At 68.1% G+C, this 19509-nt stretch carries 20 protein-coding genes; 12 read left to right on the forward strand and 8 right to left on the reverse strand.

Annotation, left to right across the window (positions count from 1 at the left end):
• From ACFVWG_RS25285 to pgm, 4 genes are read left to right on the forward strand one after another with little or no spacing between them, the layout of a single operon-like run.
• Positions 1–1254: a sensor histidine kinase gene (locus ACFVWG_RS25285; RefSeq protein ID WP_391545868.1), complete on the forward strand. Its 1254-nt coding sequence runs from the start codon at positions 1–3 to the stop codon at positions 1252–1254.
• Entirely contained in the window at positions 1229–1885 is a 657-nt protein-coding gene (locus ACFVWG_RS25290; RefSeq protein WP_391545869.1) for a response regulator, read from the forward strand. The genes ACFVWG_RS25285 and ACFVWG_RS25290 overlap by 26 nt, the downstream gene beginning before the upstream one ends.
• A gap of 4 nt (positions 1886–1889) precedes the next feature.
• Positions 1890–2246: an MmcQ/YjbR family DNA-binding protein gene (locus tag ACFVWG_RS25295; RefSeq protein ID WP_391545870.1), complete on the forward strand. Its 357-nt coding sequence runs from the start codon at positions 1890–1892 to the stop codon at positions 2244–2246.
• Positions 2247–2292: 46 nt separating this feature from the next.
• Positions 2293–3915 carry a phosphoglucomutase (alpha-D-glucose-1,6-bisphosphate-dependent) gene (gene pgm, locus ACFVWG_RS25300; RefSeq protein ID WP_391545871.1) on the forward strand — a complete coding sequence of 541 codons (1623 nt, stop codon included), beginning with the start codon at positions 2293–2295 and terminating at the stop codon, positions 3913–3915.
• Here the strand turns inward: pgm and ACFVWG_RS25305 are convergent.
• A complete protein-coding gene (locus ACFVWG_RS25305) occupies positions 3912–4295 on the reverse strand; it encodes a DUF3037 domain-containing protein (protein WP_391545872.1) in 384 nt (127 codons plus the stop codon). The two genes, pgm and ACFVWG_RS25305, sit on opposite strands and share 4 nt — an antisense overlap.
• Complete coding sequence (locus ACFVWG_RS25310) at positions 4292–5029, reverse strand: HipA family kinase (RefSeq protein ID WP_391545873.1); 738 nt, start codon at positions 5027–5029, stop codon at positions 4292–4294. Before ACFVWG_RS25310 ends, ACFVWG_RS25305 begins: the two co-directional genes overlap by 4 nt.
• 42 nt (positions 5030–5071) lie before the next feature.
• Here ACFVWG_RS25310 and ACFVWG_RS25315 point away from each other — a divergent pair, with 42 nt between their 5' ends.
• Positions 5072–6124 (forward strand): glutamate--cysteine ligase, encoded by a 1053-nt coding sequence (locus ACFVWG_RS25315; protein WP_391545874.1) that lies wholly within the window; start codon positions 5072–5074, stop codon positions 6122–6124.
• A 44-nt stretch (positions 6125–6168) separates the two neighbouring features.
• Here the strand turns inward: ACFVWG_RS25315 and ACFVWG_RS25320 are convergent, their stop codons facing one another.
• The 4 genes from ACFVWG_RS25320 to ACFVWG_RS25335 all read right to left on the reverse strand — a co-directional run bounded on the left by ACFVWG_RS25320 (position 6169) and on the right by ACFVWG_RS25335 (position 10065).
• Positions 6169–7950 (reverse strand): glycerophosphodiester phosphodiesterase family protein, encoded by a 1782-nt coding sequence (locus ACFVWG_RS25320; RefSeq protein ID WP_391545875.1) that lies wholly within the window; start codon positions 7948–7950, stop codon positions 6169–6171.
• Positions 7951–8040: 90 nt separating this feature from the next.
• Entirely contained in the window at positions 8041–8769 is a 729-nt protein-coding gene (locus ACFVWG_RS25325) for a hypothetical protein (RefSeq protein WP_391545876.1), read from the reverse strand.
• 203 nt (positions 8770–8972) lie between these two features.
• Positions 8973–9578: a hypothetical protein gene (locus ACFVWG_RS25330; RefSeq protein ID WP_391545877.1), complete on the reverse strand. Its 606-nt coding sequence runs from the start codon at positions 9576–9578 to the stop codon at positions 8973–8975.
• A 37-nt stretch (positions 9579–9615) separates the two neighbouring features.
• Positions 9616–10065 (reverse strand): pyridoxamine 5'-phosphate oxidase family protein, encoded by a 450-nt coding sequence (locus tag ACFVWG_RS25335; protein WP_391545878.1) that lies wholly within the window; start codon positions 10063–10065, stop codon positions 9616–9618.
• A gap of 82 nt (positions 10066–10147) precedes the next feature.
• Here ACFVWG_RS25335 and ACFVWG_RS25340 point away from each other — a divergent pair, with 82 nt between their 5' ends.
• The 4 genes from ACFVWG_RS25340 (at position 10148) to ACFVWG_RS25355 (ending at position 13240) form a co-directional block, all read left to right on the forward strand.
• Positions 10148–10642: a MarR family winged helix-turn-helix transcriptional regulator gene (locus tag ACFVWG_RS25340; RefSeq protein WP_391545879.1), complete on the forward strand. Its 495-nt coding sequence runs from the start codon at positions 10148–10150 to the stop codon at positions 10640–10642.
• Positions 10643–10658: 16 nt separating this feature from the next.
• The gene (locus ACFVWG_RS25345; RefSeq protein WP_391545880.1) at positions 10659–11063 is read left to right on the forward strand and encodes a hypothetical protein; all 405 of its coding nucleotides are present in this window, start codon (positions 10659–10661) and stop codon (positions 11061–11063) included.
• A gap of 142 nt (positions 11064–11205) precedes the next feature.
• Complete coding sequence (locus ACFVWG_RS25350; protein ID WP_391545881.1) at positions 11206–12318, forward strand: GNAT family N-acetyltransferase; 1113 nt, start codon at positions 11206–11208, stop codon at positions 12316–12318.
• Positions 12290–13240 (forward strand): potassium channel family protein, encoded by a 951-nt coding sequence (locus ACFVWG_RS25355; protein WP_391545882.1) that lies wholly within the window; start codon positions 12290–12292, stop codon positions 13238–13240. Before ACFVWG_RS25350 ends, ACFVWG_RS25355 begins: the two co-directional genes overlap by 29 nt.
• Before the next feature lie 899 nt (positions 13241–14139).
• Here ACFVWG_RS25355 and ACFVWG_RS25360 read toward each other — a convergent pair.
• On the reverse strand, positions 14140–15279 hold the full coding sequence (locus ACFVWG_RS25360; protein WP_391545883.1) for an LLM class flavin-dependent oxidoreductase: 1140 nt from the start codon (positions 15277–15279) through the stop codon (positions 14140–14142).
• The gene (locus ACFVWG_RS25365; protein WP_391545884.1) at positions 15276–16592 is read right to left on the reverse strand and encodes an MFS transporter; all 1317 of its coding nucleotides are present in this window, start codon (positions 16590–16592) and stop codon (positions 15276–15278) included. Before ACFVWG_RS25365 ends, ACFVWG_RS25360 begins: the two co-directional genes overlap by 4 nt.
• Positions 16593–16752: 160 nt before the next feature.
• Here ACFVWG_RS25365 and ACFVWG_RS25370 point away from each other — a divergent pair, with 160 nt between their 5' ends.
• From ACFVWG_RS25370 to ACFVWG_RS25380, 3 genes are read left to right on the forward strand one after another with little or no spacing between them, the layout of a single operon-like run.
• A complete protein-coding gene (locus tag ACFVWG_RS25370; RefSeq protein WP_391545885.1) occupies positions 16753–17787 on the forward strand; it encodes a LacI family DNA-binding transcriptional regulator in 1035 nt (344 codons plus the stop codon).
• Positions 17784–18662: a carbohydrate ABC transporter permease gene (locus tag ACFVWG_RS25375; protein WP_391545886.1), complete on the forward strand. Its 879-nt coding sequence runs from the start codon at positions 17784–17786 to the stop codon at positions 18660–18662. The genes ACFVWG_RS25370 and ACFVWG_RS25375 overlap by 4 nt, the downstream gene beginning before the upstream one ends.
• 13 nt (positions 18663–18675) lie before the next feature.
• On the forward strand, positions 18676–19509 hold the full coding sequence (locus tag ACFVWG_RS25380) for a carbohydrate ABC transporter permease (RefSeq protein ID WP_391545887.1): 834 nt from the start codon (positions 18676–18678) through the stop codon (positions 19507–19509).

Genomic DNA, 19509 nt, shown 5'->3' on the forward strand with positions numbered 1-19509 from the left:
GTGACCGCTGAGCAGCAGACCCTCGGCGCCTGGCCGCGCGGCAGGTGGCGCTGGGTCGCACTCGTGGGCGTCGTCGTACTGGCTGGGCTGTCAGCGCTCGATCTGTACCAGCACTACACCTTGGGCGATGGCATCCTGGGCGAGTTGTTCGGCATCACTATCGCGCCCGGACCGTTGGCGTTGGTGCTCGGCCTGGCCCGGGGGATCAGCCTGGCCCTGGCCTGGTCGCGGCCTCGGCCAGCCTTGCTGATCGCGCTGGCGACATCCGCGGTCTCGGCCTCGCTGGGTGACGCGGTCAGTTCGAGCGAGCCGTGGCCGTGGGCTGCGACTGCTGTCTTCGGGTACGCCGCCATCCTCGCGATCGCCGGCGCCCGCGGGCTGCCCAGACGCCGGCTCGTCCGCTGGTGGCTGGCCGCCCAGGTGCTGAGCGTGGTTTTCTACATCCCGGCTTGGGCCCTGTCCACCACCAACTTCGCCTCCGGGATCGTGATGGCGATCGTGTCGGCGGTCGGAGCCGTGCTGGGCGACCTGCTGCGGTCGCGCGCCGAGGCCGGCCGAAGGCTGGCCGAGCAAGAGGTCATCAGCGAGACCGAACGCGGTGAGCGGGCCCGCCTCCAGGAACGCGCCCGGATCGCCCGGGAGCTCCATGACGTGGTCGCTCACCACCTGTCCGTGGTCGTCGTACGGGCGGACAGCGCGCCGCATCGGCTGACCGCCGTGTCGGACGAGGTGCAGAAGGAGTTCGCCGAGATCGGCGAGGCCGCTCGGGCGTCCTTGACCGAGATGCGCCGAGTACTGCGCCTCCTCCGTGATGACGAGCCGCAGCCGGAGCTCGAACCGCAGCCGGGTCTCGCGCAGATCCCCGAGCTCATCGACAGCGCTCGGCAGGCCGGTGCCGACGTACAGCTGAAAGGCGGGTCGGTCGCAGATGTCGACCCGGCCGCGCAACTGACGGCGTACCGGGTTGTGCAGGAGGCCTTGAGTAACGCGGTCCGACATGCCCCCGGGGCGCCGGTGCGCGTCGTGGTGGGGCGGTCCGCGAATGCGCTCGTCGTCCAGGTGGTGAACCGTCCTAGTACCGGCGCCCCGATCACGGTGGGGAGCGGGCACGGCCTGGTCGGCATGCGGGAGCGTGTCGAGTTGGTCGACGGCACGATGACGGCCGGGGCGACCTCGGACGGTGGTTACCTGGTCGAGGTCGCAATACCGATGGGAGCGGAGGTGGCTGATGGCGATTCGGGTACTCGTCGTTGATGACCAGGACATGGTCCGGGCCGGCTTCAGTGCGCTACTGAATGCGCAGCCCGATATCGAGGTGGTCGGTCAGGCCGGTGACGGCGCTGAGGCGATCACTGCGGCCGCTGAGCTTCGCCCGGACGTGATCTTGATGGACGTGCGGATGCCGGTCATGGACGGCCTGGCCGCGGCCCGCGAGATCCTGGCAGCCCCGGACGCACCGCGCGTCATCATGCTGACCACCTTCGACCTGGATGACTACGTGTACGCCGCTCTGCGCGCAGGCGCGAGTGGCTTCCTGCTGAAGCACTCGACGCCGGATGAGCTGGCCGGCGCAGTGCGGGTGGTCGCGGCTGGTGATGCGCTGCTGGCGCCGTCCGTGACCCGGCGGCTGGTCGAGGACTTCGCCCGTTCCCAGCCAGTCACCAGGACCACTCCGGACCGCCTCACTCCACGTGAGGCCGACGTACTGCGGCTTGTTGCGCGTGGACTGTCCAACCGGCAGATCGCGGCTGAGCTGGTGCTCGCCGAGCAGACCGTGAAGACGCACGTCAGCAACATCCTCGCCAAGCTCGACCTCCGGGACCGCGCTCAGGCTGTCGTCTACGCATATGAGTCGGGTGTTGTGGTCCCTGGGCCGCGACACTGAGCAGATGGACGCACTGGAGCGGCTGAGAGCGCTGTGCCTGGCGCTGCCGGAGACGACCGAGCGGTTGAGCCATGGTGAGCCCACCTGGTTCGTGCGCGACAAGAAGGTGTTCGTGATGTTCGCGAACCAGCACCACGACGACCGGGTCGGTCTGTGGTGTGCGGCGCCGCCGGGCGTGCAGGAGTCGCTGGTGGCCGATGACCCCGAGCACTTCTACCGCCCGCCGTACGTCGGTCATCGCGGCTGGCTCGGGGTCTATCTAGACGTGGATACCGTCGACTGGGAGCACCTGGCCGACCTGGTCGAGAACGCGTTCAGGCAGATCGCTCCGAAGACGCTGGTCGCTCAGCTGGACAGCTAGTCGGTCAACGACACACACCGGGCGGATCGTGTGCTTGCATGTGGTCATGCACCCACGCGCAGGCCAGCCCGCCCAGCCCGGCGATCTCGTCGACGTCACCGCCCTGCTCGCGGCGTACGACGGCATCACGCCGGATGTCGAGAATCCCGCCCAGAAGGTCGTCTTCGGTACGTCGGGCCACCGTGGCTCGAGTTTGGACGGTGCCTTCAACGAGGCACACATCCTGGCCATCACCCAGGCGATCTGCGAGTACCGGGCCGGTGAGGGGACCAACGGCCCGCTCCTGGTCGGCCGCGACAGCCACGGCCTGTCCGAGCCGGCCTGGCGCACCGTCCTGGAGGTGCTCGCGGGGAACGACGTCCAGACGCTGGTCGACAGCGAGGACCGCCTCACGCCGACGCCGGGCGTCTCGCACGCGATCCTGCGCCTGAACCGCGGCGCGGGCGCCGGCGCTGATGGCATCGTCATCACGCCGTCGCACAACCCGCCGCGGGACGGCGGCATCAAGTACAACCCGCCGCACGGCGGCCCGGCCGACTCCGACGCGACCGGCTGGATCGCCAACCGCGCGAACCAGCTGATCGCAGGCGGCAACCGTGAGGTCCGCCGCAAGCCCTTCGAGCAGGCGCGGCAGCACGCCGGTTCCTACGACTTCCTCGGCCACTACGTCGACGACCTGCCGTCCGTGCTCAACCTGGATGCGATCCGCACGGCCGGCGTCAGGATCGGCGCCGATCCGCTCGGCGGTGCCAGCGTCGATTACTGGGCCGCGATCGCGGAGCGACACCGCCTCGACCTGACCGTGGTGAACCCGCGGCTCGATCCGGCCTGGTCATTCATGACGCTGGACCACGACGGCAAGATCCGGATGGACTGCTCGTCGCCGTACGCGATGGCCTCCCTGGTCGCCCAGAAGGACCGGTACGACGTCGCGACCGGCAACGACGCGGATTCGGACCGGCACGGCATCGTCACGCCCGACGCGGGCCTGATGAACCCGAACCACTATCTGGCGGCGGCGATCTCCTACCTGTTCGCGAACCGTCAATGGGGACCGGACGTGGCGGTCGGCAAGACGCTGGTGTCCTCGTCGCTGATCGACCGCGTCGTCGGCGATCTCGGCCGCCGGCTGTGGGAGGTGCCGGTCGGGTTCAAGTGGTTCGTGCCGGGTCTGATCGACGGGTCGGTCGGGTTCGGTGGTGAGGAGTCCGCGGGCGCGAGCTTCCTCCGCTTCGACGGCACGGTCTGGACGACGGACAAGGACGGGATCCTGCTCGCGCTGCTGGCCAGCGAGATCACCGCGGTCACCGGCGAGACGCCGTCGCAGGCCCACGCGAAACTCGTCGAGCGATTCGGAGCTTCGGCGTACAGCCGCGTGGACGCTCCCGCGACGCGCGATCAGAAGGCGAAGCTGTCCGCGCTGTCGGCTGATGCGGTCACCGCGACCGAGCTGGCCGGTGAGCCGATCGTCGACCGGCTGACCAGTGCGCCGGGCAATGGCGCCGCGATCGGTGGGCTGAAGGTGACGACCGAGTCCGCATGGTTCGCGGCGCGGCCGTCCGGGACCGAGGACCTCTACAAGATCTACGGCGAGTCGTTCAAGGGCGCGGAGCACCTCGAAGAGGTCTTCATCGAGGCCCGCGACGTGGTGTCGAAGGCGCTGGGTTAACGGACGAAGGCTTCGAGCAACCGGTCCAGATCCGCGGCGGGCGCGTTGGTGAGCCCGCTGTGGATCGGACTCGGATGTACGACGGTACTGCGGGGCGCGGCCAGCCACCGGAAGCGTTCGCCGATCCGGGTCGTCGCCGCGGGGCCGCCCACGGGATCGCCCGCGCAGATCGCGCGGATGTGCTCGAGTGAGGCACAGACGACGTCGACGTCGACGGCCGGATCGAGCGCGCGGAGCCGAGTCGGCTCGACGTCCCAGGCCGCGCCGAGGAAGTCGAGCCCCCGGCAGTACAGGACCGCGCCGACGTTGACGAACTCGCCCCGCTGGATGCGCGGCGCGGCGCGCAGGATCACGTAGTCGAACGGCACCAGGTCACTCATGCTGCACCACCCGGCTGCCAAGCGGCCCGATGCTCCAGCCGCGCGAGCAGATGCCCGAGATAGCGCTCTCTGTCGCCTTCTCCGAGCCACTCGTCGGGAACCAGAGCGATCACCTCGGTGAGCAGCTCGGGCGTGATCGCCGCGGCCAGCTCATCCGCAACAGCCGGTACGCCGGGCGCCGCGACCGCGAACACGTGGTCATCGGCGTCGTACGCGAGGGTGGCGAACTTCTCCGCCGACATCCACGAGTGGTGGAAGTACAGCGCGGCGCCGTGGTCGATCAGCCAGAGCTGCTTGTGCCAGACCAGCAGGTTGGTGTTGCGCCACGACCGGTCCACGTTCGCGACGAACGCGTCCAGCCAGAGGATCTTGGCCATGTCCTCGTCACCGGGGTTGCCGGCCGAACCGTCGTACCCGAAGGAGCCGGGCAGGAAGTCGACGGCCAGGTTCAGGCCGGCGCTGTTGGTGAGCAGCGTCTGCACTTCGTAGTCGGGCTCCGACTTGCCGATCACCGGATCGAGCATGATCAGCTTCAGCTCGGGCACCCGCAGGCCGAGCCGCCGGAACAACTCACCGACGATCACCTCGGCCACCAGCGCCTTCGGCCCCTGGCCGGCGCCGTGGAACTTGATCACGTACGTCCCGAGATCGTTGCCCTCGACAACACCGGGCAACGACCCACCTTCCCGCAACGGCAGCACGTACCGGGTTGCGGTGACCACTGGCAGACTCACGGCGCCGAGCCTACTTCGTTTCCGGCGGGGTACCGGTCGTGGGTGAAGCCTCCGTCCATCGGCGTCGAAGAAGAACTCCTGCTGGTATCCGCCACCGGCGACCCGTTACCCCGTAGTCAAGCCGTCGTCGACGAGCTGCCCGACCTCGACGTCACGCTCGAGCTCACCCGCGCCCAGGTCGAGCTGAACAGTCCGGTCTGCGACTCCGCGACCGAACTGCACCGGCACCTCACCAGCATGCGTGCCGACCTCGCGGGCGCGGCGCATGGCGAGGGTGCGCGGTTGCTGGCGATCGCCGTACCGCCTGCTGGTGAGGCTGCTCAGTTGGTGACCAGGAAGCCGCGGTATCGGGAGATGGCCGAGCGGTACGGGCTGCTCGCGCGGGAGCAGGGGGTGTGCGGCTGCCACGTGCATGTGGACGTGCCGGATGACGAAGCTGCGATCCGTGTGTCGAACCATCTGAGGCCGTGGCTGCCTTCGCTGCTGGCGCTGACGGCCAACTCGCCGATCTACCTCGGACAGGACACCGGGTTCGCGAGCTGGCGGTGGCTGATGTGGTCGCGCTGGCCGAGTGCCGGACCGCCGCCGTACCTGGAGTCGGTGGAGCACTACGAGGCGCTCGTCGCGATGCACATCGCGACCGGGACGGTCATGGACGAGCAGATGATCTATTGGGACGTGCGACCGTCCAGTCACCTGCCCACGATCGAGGTGCGCGTGAGCGACGTACCGATGACTGTCGACGAGACCGTGCTGCTCGCGACGCTCAGCCGCGCGCTGGTGATGACAGCGCTCGCTGATGGCGGCCAGGGACCGACAGTGCAGCCGGAGATCCTACGGGCGGGCTACTGGCTGGCCTCCCGCGACGGGCTGACCGGCGGCTCGGTCGACGTGGCGACGGGGGAGTTGCTGCCGGTGGCGGAGCTGCTGACGAAACTCACCCAGTACGTCGGTCCCGCGCTGCAGGAGCTGGGTGATGAGGACCTGGTGGCAGACGGGATCGAGCGAGCGCTCTCTGAGGGCAACGGCGCGATGCGTCAGCAGCAGATGTTCCGTGCCGGCGGTGACGTGATCGCCCTCACGGAGATCAACTGATCCGGCTGGGGTGAGCACGACGCTCACCCCAGCCGATTCAGGGCCTAACGGTTGCGAAGGAAGTCTTCTAGACCGTGCAGGTCGTCGGTGTTGAGGTTGTCGACACCGGCGGCGGCCAGCTCGGACCAGAGGGCGTCGCGGGCTGCGCCGCGGGCGTCCGGGGTCGCCCAGAAGCGGACCCGGTAGCCGGCGTGGTGGGCGGTCAGGACGATCTCGCGGAGCTTGGCCTGCTCGGCGGTCGGCATCGGGCCGACTCCCTGCCAGGTGAAGTTGTTGGTCCAGTTGTCGCTGACCAACGGCATCAGGGACGCCGGCATCCCCGAGTTCAGGTCGCTCAGCCGGCCGTCGTACCCGGCGTACCGGATCTTCTGGGCCTTGAGGACGTCGAGTGGCCGGTTGCCGCTGATCACCGAGGTGACCGCGCCCTTGAGGACCCGGCCGTTCGCGAAGATCGTGCTGATCCCGCGGTACTTGCGCAGCGCCGTGTCGACCGCCGCGTACGTCGACGGTCCGTCGCTCTTGATGTCGATCAGCAACTGGAAGTCACGACCGTGCTGGTAAACCTGGCCGTGGTTCGCGCGGACCCGATCGGCCAGCGGCTTCAGGTACAGGCTCTCCAGCGTGCGGCCCGGCTTGGCGTCCTTCTCGTCGTGCGCGACCCGGAGCTCGCCGTCGATCAGCCAGACGTCGGCCTCGACACTGTTGAACCCACGGTCCAATGCATCCTGCAACGGCCGCCGGTGCTCGTAGTCGTTGTGCGCGTGCGCCGAAGGCAACGCCCGTACGGCGGGGGCGTCGTACTGGCGTGGCAGCCGGAACCCGTTCTCCCGTACGACGGAGCGCAGGCGGTCCGGGTAGTCCGTGATGATCCCGTCGACTCCCTTGTCGATCAGGGACTGCATCGTGGCCGGGTCGTCGACCGTCCACGGGATCACCTTCATCCCGGCCTGGTGCGCCGACTTCACCATCTCCGTGGTGACGTAGGGCTTGTAGCCGGGATCGGAAACCTTGCCACCCTGGGGAAAGCCGTGCACGGGCGAGATCGCCGACGCACCGAAGGACTTGGTCGCCTTGACCAGGTCACCACCGAAGTCGTCGATGTCGATACCGCCGAGCCACGGCGACTTGCCCGGCTGGCCGGTCTGCAGGAAGTCGTAGTTGGTCAACGCGACCAGCGGCAGCTCAGGCGCGACCTGACGCATCCGCATCAGCGAACCCCAGTCGAAGTTCTGGATCGTCACCTGACGGCTGATCCGCGCCTTGCGGATCTCCTGCGCGACCACCTGGACGAACTGCTCGCGCGGCGCGGTCTCGCTCGGTGCGCCGGCCTCGACCTTGGTCTCGATGTTCAGCTTCACGTCGTTGGCGCGGTAGCGGTGCACGAGCGCGAAGACCTCGCGCAGCTCGGGGATCGTCGCGCCCGGGTCCGGCTGCTGCTGCGGGAACTCCGCTTGCGGCAGCGAACCGCAGTCGAGCTGCTTGACCTGCTTCAAGGTGAGCGTGTTGATGTACTTGCCGACGTACGGGTACTCCGGGTCGTTCGGCGTGTACGGCGCGGTGTCGCGGCACTTGGTCCCGGTGACCTTGCGGTCGTGGGTGATCACGGCGTACCCGTCCTCGGTGATCTGGACGTCGAGCTCAAGCGTGCTCACGCCCAGCTCGAGGCCGTGGGAGAACGACGCGATCGTGGACTCCACGGTCAGGCCGAGGCCGCCGCGGTGGCCCTGGATGTCGAAGCTGCCACGGTGGGCGCTGGCCGGCACAGCCGGCAGCAGCAGGCCACCGACCAAGGCGAGCGGCAGCAGCACACGGGGAAGGCGGTGCATGAGGAGGTTCCTTCCGGAGGGGTGGGCGGTCGTGCTGAGCGTGTCTGGGGAAGGTAACCGACAAAAGGCCGAGAGGTAACCGTCAAGCGTTTACGGAGTTGAGACGATCGACCGCTTCGACACCGCCTGGGCCTTGACGCTGCCGTCCTTGAAGGCCGGGTCCAGCCTGCCCTCGACCTCGCGGCTCAACGTGATCTCGACCGAGCAGCGTGTCGCGGCCTGCCCGGGTGACGCGCTGCTGGTGGTGTTCGCCTTCAGCGTGCCGGCCGGGATCACGGTCGAACTCGCCCCGGGGGTCAGGATCATCCGGCCCTGTCCCACGCACGAGCCGGACCAGCTGAGAATCGTCTGCTGATCGGTCGGGGCGGTCTCGAATCGGACAGGGACCGGCTGCTGCCGCGAGTACGCCGTGCTGTTCGTCGGCGCGGTCAGGTGGACGCGCTCGGGGAGGGCGACCGTCGACTTCGGTGCCGACTCGTTCGCGCTGTCGCGCTGGAGCGCGAAGGTGATCTCGGTGCCGGCGTTCAGGATGTCGTTGAGGCGGCTGGTGTAGTTGATGGTGCCGAGCGACTTCTGCCGGCGCAGTTCCTGCGGAGTGCCGGAGCCGGCGACACTGATCGACTCGCCGGCACCGAGGTCGATGTACGTCAGCGTGCCCGACCGCAGCGACGCGGTGGCCACGGCCCGCTGCTCGTTGTCGTCGACCGTCACCACGAAGCTGGCCGACATGCCGCTCGTGCGGATGTCCTTGGATTCGACGGTCGAGCAGCCGGTCAGGACCAGTCCCGCGACGACGACCATACCTACGATGTGCCTCACGAGCGGAAGCTAGCACCGAAGAGGTTTAAGGGTGCCGGACCGGGAAGCGCCTCACGGCGCGTGGCCGCTCGTAGCGGCTTTATTTGGGACCCGGGGCTTGCACCGGTCCGACACCTCGAACAGTGTAACCGGTGCCCAAACCCCTTGTCCTGTTGAGGATCCGGCGTGCGGAACGCCATAACACCTCGTGCCGCGACACGCAACTACCAGAGTTGACCGGCGCGTTCGGCGCGCGCCGCCGTCTGCAGCTGATCGGCCATCTCGAGCAGCTTGGAGGCCGACAGCACCTGATCGTGGCCGTCGTCGGCCAGATGAGCCCGCCCGGTCGCGATGATCCGCGCGAACGCGGCCGCCCGATCCAGTGTGGTGGCGAAATCCCCGGTCGCGACACCCCGCAGTACGGCGTCGACCATGTCCCGCACCTCGGTCGGTCCGGGCGGCTCGGCGACCCCGGCGACCACGGCGTGCACCTCGGCATATTTGCGCCCGGTGGCGAACTCGCGTGACACCTGGTCGGCGTTCGAGTGCACCCAGGAACGCAGCAGGTACAGCCGCCACAGCGCACCAGGCAACGAATCCGACGGTGCGTCGGACCACAGCTCGGCGAGCTCGTCGAGACCGTAGTCGTCGGCCAGCTTCACAACCCGCGCGTGCACCTCGGCGTCCTCGGACGACCGCACTCCACGCACCAGCAACTCGGCGGTCCGGTGCGCGACTTCGGTCACGACCGCCGGGTCGGCAGCACCGGGCAACGACTCGAACAGCTTGTTGCCGGGCAGGATCGGGCGACGCGGATTGGGGGAGCTCACGGCCTCCATGGTGCCTGACAGCGGAAACCTCCGCATCTCAAGCGGGGTCTGGGGACAAGTCGCTGCTGAACCATTTCGCCGGCCGAACGGTGTAGAGCATTGGCGCGGAGTCCGGATGGGCGAACTCGTTCTGCACGAAGCCTTCGGCGTACTCGACCGGCATGTAGCGCTGGGCGATCTTCTTCATCTCGTCCGGAGTCGCCGGTCCGGTGCTCACTACGGCGCCTTCGACGGTGACGTACTTGTAGGGCATCTCTTCGGTCTGCACGGTCATCGTCAGTGCGCCGGCGGCCTCGATCAGGTCGGCTTTGCGGGTCTTGCGGCCCAGGGTGTTGGTGAAGAAGGTGAGGTCGCCGCCGGGCTCGTAGTGGTAGAAGACCGGCGACGCGAGCGGCGGCCGCCCGTCCGCGCCGGCGACGGACAGGATCGCGACGTGCGACGACGCCAGAAAGGCCTCGCGGCCGGTGGTGCTCATCGGACCAGGCATTCGACTACTCCTCTTCAGTGGCATAGACTTTGCTTAGCCAAGAGTTTGATTCTCAAAGTCTATGGTTGTCAAGGAGGACATCGTGACGGATTCCGTCGAGGCCGAACTCGACCACCATCTGGCCGGGCATGATCAGGCCGATCCGGTGGTCGAAGGGGTGCTCTACCGGATCATCGAGCTCGCCCGGCGGCACGAGGAGGGGCAGCGAGCCGTCGCGGCCGGCGAGGGGTTGTCGCTCGCCGACTGCGAGGTGATCCTGCGGCTCGCCCACCTGGAGCCCGCCGATTGCACCCCTGGCCAGCTGGCGCGGCTGTTCCACATCACCGCGGGCAGCATGACCTCGCGCCTGAGCCGCCTGGAGTCCGGCGGCTACCTCACCCGGACGGTCCAGCCAGGCAACCGCGCCCAGATCCAGGTCGACCTCACCGACAAAGGCCAGGTCCTGCACCACCGCTTCGCCGACCAGATGGTCGACATCCACCAAGAGATGGTCGGTGGAGCGCTCCCTGCCAAAGACCGGGCGACGCTCAACGAGCTCCTGCGCCGGGTGTTGACCCATGTGGAAGCCACCACCTGACCAGTAGGCTCGACGTATGGCGGCTGGGAAAGGTCAATTGGCCAAGAACTTGATCAAGTACGGCGTGCGCTACGGACCGCTCGTCGTCGAGGCGGTCAAGCACGGCCGTGAACCGGCCCAGCAGGCGATGCAGGCGGCGGTGGCCCGGCGGACCGCGCGGAAGAAGGCGCTCGAGCACGCGCTGACCGTGCGCGAGGGATCGCTGCTGAAGGTGATGAAGGACGGTCAGGCGATCTTCTTCGTCTTCTCCGGCGACGCGATCGTGACGACGTACCCGGCGGTGCCGCAGGCGGCGTACCCGGAGCTGTTGCGGCATGCGGACCTGGACAAGCGGGAGTCGGCCGAGCAGTTGGCCGCCGCCAAGGCGGCCCGTCGGCCGCGGATCGGCGCCCGGCTGCCCAAGGTGATCCGGCGCAAGTGACGACGCTAGTGACAAGACGCTAGTGACAATGCGTCGCGAATGACGGGGCGTGCGTTGACGCGGACGTAACATTCGCGACCCGGCGAGGCAACAGGTCGCCCGCAGAGTAGAGGGACGAAGCTCCACGAGGGAGGGCGTCCGCATGCTCTGGAAGATCAGGACCGAACTCGCCGACCGGCCCGGTGCACTGGCCGAACTCGCTGCACGGTGTGGTGCGGACGACATCAATATCCTGAGCCTGGAAGTCTTCACCGCCGAAACCGGTGCTGTCGACGAGCTGGTCGTGTCCACCGGTGTGGGTTGGTCCGCCGAGGACCTGACCGCCCTGGTCACCGAGGCCGGCTGCGTCCGGACCACGGTCAAGCCGTGTCAGGCCGACGTACTGAGTGATGCTCCGACGCGGTATCTGCGGGCCGTTCTGCGGCTGGTGGAGGACCCGCTGTCGGTCGACGACGAGCTCGGCACCCTCCAGGGATTCGGCGAGTACACGCCGGCCGAGTGGGCCCGGGCCGATGTCCTGGTCGAGATTGCAGGCCGGCTGGCCGAGCGGTTGCAGGAGCCGGTGATCGACGGTCCGCGGCCCGGCAGCGGCGTACCGGAGTTGCGTCGTGCGTCGGTCGAGGACGCCGAGGCTGTCGTCGCCATGCATGAGCGCTGCTCGCACGAGAGCCGCACCCGGCGCTATCACGTGCCGATGCCGAAGCTGACCACCCGTACGGCGCGGCACCTGTCGGCCCCCGCCGGTGGGGTCTCGGTCGTCGCGACCATCGGCGGTTCCGTGGTCGGGATGGCTACGGCTGCCCCTTGGGAAGAGCTCGGCGGTACGGCGATGGAGGTCGCGGTGCTCGTCGAGGACGGCTGGCAGGGACGTGGGCTGGGAGCCCAGTTGCTGCGCCAAGTGATCGGCGCAGCGCGTGATCTGGGCGCCGACCGGGCCGTCTGCGTGGTCCAGCCGGAGAACGCGGCGATGCTGCGCACGATCGAGGGTCTGCGGATGCGGACCCGGGTCGTTCACGACGGCGACAACCTGATGGTCACTGTCGCGCTGTCTCACGAGAGCCTGTCGCATGCAGTGGATCAGGCGCCGGTGCAATATGGTCGGTCCCGTGTCATCCCTGCCCGGTCGCAATCCGCACGGCCTACTGGTCAACCTGCCCGCGAGCACACGCTCGCCGCTCTTTCAGCTCTTCACCCGGTTGCTGGTAGCGCTGGCGTTGTTGACCGTGATGGTGCTGATCGTGGTGGTCGACCGTGACGGCTACAAGGACAGTTACGACGGCTCTGTCGGCCTGATCGACAGCATCTACTACGCCACCGTCACCCTCACCACCACCGGGTACGGCGACATCACTCCGGTGACGCCGTCGGCCCGGCTGGTGAACGCCTTCATCGTCACGCCACTGCGAATCTCCTTCCTGGTGGTCCTGGTCGGTACGACACTGGAAGTCCTGGCCAACGAAGGTCGCCGCGTCATGCGCGACACCCGATGGAGGAAGCGGATGAAGGACCACGTCGTTGTGGTTGGCTACGGCACCAAGGGCCGGTCTGCGGTGCAGACCCTGCTCAGCAACGGGGTCAAGCGCGACAGCATCGTCGTGATCGACCCGCGGGCCCAGGCTGTCGGTGACGCGGGCAACGACCAGATGGCCGCGTTCCACGGTGACGCCACGAACCGCACGGTGCTGCGGCGGGCCGAGGTGATGTCGGCGCGCGAGGTCATCGTCACCACGGATCGCGACGACTCCGCCGTACTGGTCACGCTGGCCGTGCGGCAGCTCAACCCGACCGCACACATCGTGGTCGCCGTCCGCGAAGAGGACAACGTGCCGCTGCTCCGGCAGAGCGGCGCCGACGCGGTCGTCACCTCCTCCGAGGCGGTCGGCCGGCTGCTCGGCCTGTCCGCGGTCAGCCCGAACCTGGGCGAGGTGATGGAGGACCTGCTCACCTACGGCGAGGGTCTCGAGGTCGCCGAGCGCCCAGTCCTCGGCCGCGAGGTCGGCAAGCCCCCGTCCGCCCTGCCCGACCGCGTCGTCTCGGTCGTCCGCGACGGCAAGGTCCACCGCTACTACGACGCCAACGTCTCAGTCCTCGCCGCCGGCGACAAACTCATCGTCGTCCGCCCGGCCAAGGAAACCCCCTGGGCCGAGCGCCCCGGCGCCGACGAAGACGACAACTAACCACCCCCACGCAGTACAACCCCCAACCGCCGTACAACCCACGCCGTCGTACCGGCCCCGGCCCCGGCCCCGGCCCCGGCCCCTGCCCCTTCCCCATCTGATGGGTTCACCCATCCGCTGGTGGGTTCTGCACCCTCATGCGGGTGCAGAACCCACAACCTCATGGGTTAACCCACCAAATGCCGAGTGGCGCAATGTGTCTGCGCGCACGGTGGCTTCAGTCGCCGCGCATCTGCCACGGTCCGGGCTCGACTGTGCGGAGATTGTCGCGGGTAATCGTTGGAGGACGACACAGTCGGCACACTCGATGGCCCAGTCCTCACAGTCGGCGGGTGCATCACGGGGTTGGCGGGCTAACGTCCGAAGGATCGGCGGGTGCATCACGGGGTTGGCGGGCTGACGTCCGAAGGATCGGCGGGTGCATCACGGGGTTGGCGGGCTGACGTCCGAAGATCGGCGGACGCATCACGGGGTTGCCGGGCTAACGTCCGAAGATCGGCGGACGCATCACGGGGTTGGCGGGCTAACGTCCGAAGGATCGGAGGGTGTCGTCGGCGTGTCTTCGGACGTTAACACCCTGGCTGGAGGTCGAGCCTGGTCACGGATGATCACCCGCCGCCCTTCGACCGGCGGTCGCGCTGGATCTCCATGCCCGGCAAATGTGCGGGAAATGGTGGCCGGAGACAGGCAATGGTGGCCGGAGACGGCGAGCCACAGGTCTCCTGCCACCACTAGCTGTCTCCTGCCTCCGCTAGCTGTCTCCTGCCACAACTGGTGGCCGGGGCGCCTCGTTGGTGCTGTGGGTGCCACGCTCCGGTTGAGGGTGGCGCCGGAAACTCCGGGCGATGTTCACTTAACGTCCGAAGACGCGCCGACTGTGTGCGCGGGTCGTTCGGACGTCAGACGGCGAACGGTACGGCGTTGGGCGGGGTGACGTGGTGGCCGGCGGGGTGGTGCCAGCGGTTGTCGCGGGCTAGGAGGGGGAGGACGGATTCGCCGAACCAGTAGGCCTCTTCGAGGTGGGGGTAGCCGGAGAGGATGAACTCGTCGATGCCCAGGTCGGCGTACTCCTTGATGCGGTCGGCGACTTCGCGGTGGCTGCCGACGAGCGCCGTACCGGCTCCGCCGCGGGCGAGGCCGACGCCGGCCCAGAGGTTCGGGTAGATCTCGAGGTCCTCGGGGCGACCCTCGTGCAAGGCGAGCATGCGCTTCTGGCCTTCGGATTCGCTGCGCCGCAAGCCTTCCTGGACCCGGGCGATCGTCTCCGGCGGGAGTGCGTCGAGCAGTCGGCGGGCTTCGCGCCAGGCGTCCTCGGAGGTGTCGCGGGTGATGACGTGCAGCCGGATGCCGAAGCGCACGGTGCGACCGGCGTCGGCGGCGAGCTTGCGGATCCAGGCGAGCTTCTCGGCAACGGCGGCCGGCGGTTCGCCCCAGGTCAGGTAGACGTCGCTGTGCGCGGCGGCCACTGGGCCGGCGGCTGCGGAGGAACCACCGAAGTAGATCGGCGGCGTGGGGTCGGGTACTGACACGAGTCGAGCCTGCTCGACGCGAAGATGCTTACCTGCATAGTCGAACGGGTCGCCGTGTTCCCACAGCTTGCGCACGATCGCCAGGAACTCGTCGGTGCGCGCGTATCGCTCGTCCTTGCTGAGGAAGTCGCCGAAGGCCTTCTGCTCGGTCGGCTCACCACCAGTCACCACGTTGAGCAGGAGCCGGCCGCCGGACTGGTTCTGGAACGTGGTCGCCATCTGCGCGGCCAGCGTGGGGGAGAGGAGCCCTGGCCGGAAGGCGACCAGGAACTTCAGCCGATCGGTCGAGTCGAGCAATGATGCCGTCGACAACCATGCGTCGTCGCACCACAAGCCGGTCGGTGTCAGCGCACCGACGAACCCGAGATCCTCGGCCGCCGTCACGATCTGCCGCAGGTAGCGCGTCGTCACCGGCCGATCCCGGTGTACGACGTCCGCCCCGTGGCCGCCGCCGACGATGTTGCGCGAGTCGCCCGACGTGGGCAGGAACCAGTGGAAGGTGAGGGTCATCGAACAGCTCCATCCAGTACATGCTTGTCAGAGTCGAGAGAACGGCCGAGCGTCTCGGGGAGCGCTCTCGCGGAGAGCAGGCTGATGATCGCGATCAGCACGTTGTACGTCGCCAGCCACCACAGGTCGCCGCCACCGAGACTCACCAGCCAGGCGGCGATCAACGGGGTCAGCCCGGAAGCGACGATGCCGGAGAGCTGATAGAGCGCTCCCAGCGCCGTGTACCGCACGCGGGTGCTGAAGAGTTCGGCCCAGAACGCGGCGAGCGGGCCGTAGATCACGCCATCCAGTACGCCGATGCCGATCGCGAGCGCGATGAACACGGTGACCGACGTACCGTGCTGCACCAAGGCCGCGGCGGGGAACGCGAACAGTAACGCGGCCCACGTCCCGGCGCGGTAGACGGGCTTGCGGCCGACGCGGTCGGAGAGCGCTCCCGCGATCGGGATCAGCGCGACCCCGATCAGGGCGCCGACCACGATTCCGTTCAGTGCGTAACTGCGCGGGAGCTTCAGGTCGTTGGCGACGTACGAGAGCAGGTAGACCGAGAAGAGGTTGAAGGTGAAGCCCTCGATGTAGCGGGTGCCCATCCCGAGCAGCAGGGACCGGGGGTGTTCCTTGAGCAGGTCGAACAGCGGGACGCTGGAGACCTCCTTGCGTTCCCGCACCTTCGCGAACGCCGGAGTCTCCATCACGGACAGCCGGATATAGGCGCCGATGGCAAGCAATCCGGCACTGACCAGGAAGCAGACCCGCCAACCCCAGGCCAGGAACGCGTCATCGGGCAGCAGACTCGCCAGCGAGAACGCGGCCGATGCCAGGAACAACCCACCCGGTACGCCGATGTGCGCGAAGCTGCCGAAGAATCCGCGCCGGCCGGGTGGTGCGTACTCGACCGCGAGCAGGACCGCGCCGCCGTACTCACCGCCCACGCCGATCCCTTGCAGGATGCGCAATACGACGAGCAGGATCGGCGCCCAGACCCCGATCCGGTCGTAGGTCGGCAGCAGACCGATGAGCGTCGTCCCGACGCCCATGATCACCAGCGTCAGCAGCAACATCTGCTTGCGCCCGATCCGGTCCCCGAAATGCCCGAACACCAGACCGCCGACCGGCCGCGCCAGGAACCCGACCGCGAAGGTCGCGAACGACGCGAAGGTCGCGGCCGAACCACTCAGCCCGGTGAAGAACAGCTTGTTGAAGACGAGCCCGGCGGCGGTCCCGTAGAGGAAGAAGTCGTACCACTCGATGGTCGCGCCGACGCACGCCGCGATCGCGACTTTCCGCGGCGAGGGCGGTGGCTTGTCGGTCATCGAAACTCCCGGGCGGTGGGCAAGGGCTACTAAGTCGATGAGGCTAGTTGGGTTTGGCGGGGCGTGGAGCCGATCCCAGTATGTGAGCTGTTGACGTCGTCGGAGCCGCCGCTTAGGGTCGCTCTGTAAACGATTACAAGAACGATTACAGGAGTACGCCGTGAGTCGTCCGACGATCGCTGCAGTGGCCCGGGCCGCGGGGGTCTCGGTGGCGTCGGTGTCGCGGGTGCTGAACGGGTTGCCGGCGACCGAGGAGATGGCCGAGCGGGTACGGCGAGCTGTCGACGAGCTCGGGTATGTGCCGGACTCGCGGGCACGGTCGCTCAAGGTGGGGCGGACGTTCCAGCTGACGTTGGCCGTGGCTGATGTCGGTAACCCCGTCTACGTGACGATGATGCGCGCGGTCGAGGAGGTCGTGTCCGCGGCCGGGTATCGGCTGGTGGTGACCACGACCGGGCCGGATGTGGTCGACGAGGTCGCGCTGGTCCGGGGGATGGCCCGGGGGTACGCCGATGGGCTGGTGATCAGCCCGCTGCGGGTCGACGACGACCTGATCAAGTCGATCCAGGAGTGCGACGTACCGGTGGTTGTCGCCGGCAACGTTCCGGCCAAGGCCGGGGTGGACACGGTCCGGGCGAACTCCCCGAAGGGGATGGTGCTGGCGGTTGAGCACCTGGTAGCGCGGGGCCGGAAGCGGATCGCGTTCGTGAACGGTCCGGCCGACACGGTTCCGGGGGAGGCGCGCGCCAAGGGGTTTGCGGACGCGCTGCGTGCGCAAGGGTTGCAGCCGATCGCGTCGGTCGAGGCGGCGGATTTCACCTTTGCCGCTGGGAGAGCGGCGGGAGAGCGGTTACTCAGCGGTGAACGCGACGCTGCCGGCGGCCGGAAGGGCAGTGTGGTGGGTGGCAGGCCGGCGTTCGATGCGGTGATCGCGGCGAACGACCTGCTGGCGGTCGGGTTGATGCACGAGCTGGCCGCCGCTGGGCTCGACGTACCGAAGGATGTTGCGCTGGTCGGGATGGACGACAGCGAGCTGGCCGAGCAGTGCTTCCCGCCGCTGACGAGTGTGAACCTCGGGTCGGCCGAGCGGGGGCGACGGGCGGCGGAGTTGTTGCTGGCCCGGATCGAGGACGGAGAGCGCTCCCCGCGCCGGATCATCGTGCAGCCGTCGCTGAGTGTCCGGCGGTCCACGTGAGCCGCCCGAAGCAGAACAGGGAGGCGATCTTCCTCTTCCTGCCCGCGCTGATCCCGGTCCTGCTGCTCAGCGTCTACCCGCTGATCCGGGGAATCGCTCTCGGGTTCACGAACGCGCGCGCCGGGCTGCGCGTCGACACGGACTTCATCGGCCTCGGCAACTTCGGCAAGCTGCTGCACAACGACCTGTTCTGGGAGTCGTTCCGGATCGGCGTGATCTGGACGCTCTCGGTGACCATCCTGCAGTTCGTCGCCGCGCTTGGTCTCGCGCTGCTGCTGAACACCAACCTCAGGTTCCGCGGCGTCGCCCGGACGCTCGCGCTGATCCCGTGGGCGATGCCGCCGGTGGTGGTCGCGATCATGTGGCGGCTCCTGCTGCACCCGACCAACGGCCCGGTCAACAAGCTCCTCCAGGACCTGCACCTGACCGATCACCCGATCAACTTCCTCGGGGATTTCAGTGCGGCGTTGCCGGCCGTGATCGTGGTCGGTATCTGGGTCGGCATGCCGATGACCACCGTGACGTTGCTGGCCGGGTTACAGGGGATAGACCGCTCTCTCTACGAAGCTGCGGCCGTCGACGGCGCGAGTGGGTGGCGCCAGTTCTGGAATATCACGCTGCCGCAGCTCAAGACCGTCGTCGTGGCGATCACCAGCCTGGATCTGATCTGGAACTTCAACTCGTTCGGCCTGGTCTACGTGCTCACCGCGGGCGGCCCGGGCGGCAAGACCATGCTGCCGATGCTGTTCGCCTACAACGAGGCGTTCCGCTACGGGAACTTCGGCATGGCCGCGGCGATGGGTGACGTGATGGTCGTGGTCATCATCGTGTTCCTCGCCTTCTACCTGCGCAACCGGCTCCGGAGCCAGGCATGAAAAGAGACAGGGCATGAAGACGCGTCCGCTCGCCCGAGCCCTCCAGTACGCCGCTGTCCTCGGCTACCTGGTGTTTCTCGCGTTCCCGCTGCTCTGGCTGATCTCCAGCTCGCTGAAGTCGCCCCGCGAGTTCGCATCGATCACGCCGAGCCTGCTCCCGAAGCACCTCGATGTCTCGAACTACACCAACGCTCTCGAAGAGCAGGGCTTGGTCCGATCCCTCGGCAACAGCCTGCAGATCTCGGTCCTGACCACGATCCTGGTGCTGATCGTCGCCCTCCCGGTCTCCTACGCGCTGGCCCGGTTCCGCAGTCGCCTGCGCCCGATCACCAACGGCTGGATCCTGGTCAGCCAGGTGTTCCCGGTGATCCTGATCGTGATCCCGCTCTTCATGATCCTGCGACCGCTGCACCTGACCAACACGATCCCCGGAGTCGTGCTGGTCTACCTGGTCTGGTCGTTGCCGTTCGCTCTCTGGATGCTCCAGGGGTACGTCGCCGCCGTGCCGCGCGAGCTCGAAGAGGCAGCGGCGGTGGACGGTGCGAGCCGGATCCGGACCATCGTCGCGATCGTGATGCCGCTGCTCCGGCCAGGGCTGATCGCGACCGCCATGTTCACGTTCATCTCGGCGTGGAACGAGTTCTTCTTCGCCCTGGTCCTGCTGCAGGACCCGGAGCTCAAGACCCTGCCGCTGGTCCTCGCCCGCTTCGTGGGCGCGGAAGGGCAGGTCCAGTTCGGCCCGCTCGCCGCCGCGTCCGTGCTCGCGACCGTGCCCAGCCTCGTGTTCTTCGCGTTCCTCCAGCGCCGGCTGACCTCCGGCCTGCTGAGCGGCGCCGTCAAAGGTTAG

This window comes from Kribbella sp. NPDC058245 (assembly GCF_042882005.1).
In the GTDB taxonomy this organism is placed as follows: Bacteria; Actinomycetota; Actinomycetes; order Propionibacteriales; family Kribbellaceae; genus Kribbella.

What these genes read in the sequence shown, in the direction of transcription:
- ACFVWG_RS25380 (WP_391545887.1), top strand. Translation starts at nt 18,676, where the DNA reads ATGAAGACGCGTCCGCTCGCCCGAGCCCTCCAGTACGCCGCTGTCCTC.
- ACFVWG_RS25355 (WP_391545882.1), top strand. Translation starts at nt 12,290, where the DNA reads ATGGTGCTGATCGTGGTGGTCGACCGTGACGGCTACAAGGACAGTTAC.
- ACFVWG_RS25295 (WP_391545870.1), top strand. Translation starts at nt 1,890, where the DNA reads ATGGACGCACTGGAGCGGCTGAGAGCGCTGTGCCTGGCGCTGCCGGAG.
- ACFVWG_RS25290 (WP_391545869.1), top strand. Translation starts at nt 1,229, where the DNA reads ATGGCGATTCGGGTACTCGTCGTTGATGACCAGGACATGGTCCGGGCC.
- ACFVWG_RS25335 (WP_391545878.1), bottom strand. Translation starts at nt 10,065, where the DNA reads ATGCCTGGTCCGATGAGCACCACCGGCCGCGAGGCCTTTCTGGCGTCG.
- ACFVWG_RS25350 (WP_391545881.1), top strand. Translation starts at nt 11,206, where the DNA reads ATGCTCTGGAAGATCAGGACCGAACTCGCCGACCGGCCCGGTGCACTG.
- pgm (WP_391545871.1), top strand. Translation starts at nt 2,293, where the DNA reads ATGCACCCACGCGCAGGCCAGCCCGCCCAGCCCGGCGATCTCGTCGAC.
- ACFVWG_RS25320 (WP_391545875.1), bottom strand. Translation starts at nt 7,950, where the DNA reads ATGCACCGCCTTCCCCGTGTGCTGCTGCCGCTCGCCTTGGTCGGTGGC.
- ACFVWG_RS25360 (WP_391545883.1), bottom strand. Translation starts at nt 15,279, where the DNA reads ATGACCCTCACCTTCCACTGGTTCCTGCCCACGTCGGGCGACTCGCGC.
- ACFVWG_RS25345 (WP_391545880.1), top strand. Translation starts at nt 10,659, where the DNA reads ATGGCGGCTGGGAAAGGTCAATTGGCCAAGAACTTGATCAAGTACGGC.
- ACFVWG_RS25305 (WP_391545872.1), bottom strand. Translation starts at nt 4,295, where the DNA reads ATGAGTGACCTGGTGCCGTTCGACTACGTGATCCTGCGCGCCGCGCCG.
- ACFVWG_RS25365 (WP_391545884.1), bottom strand. Translation starts at nt 16,592, where the DNA reads ATGACCGACAAGCCACCGCCCTCGCCGCGGAAAGTCGCGATCGCGGCG.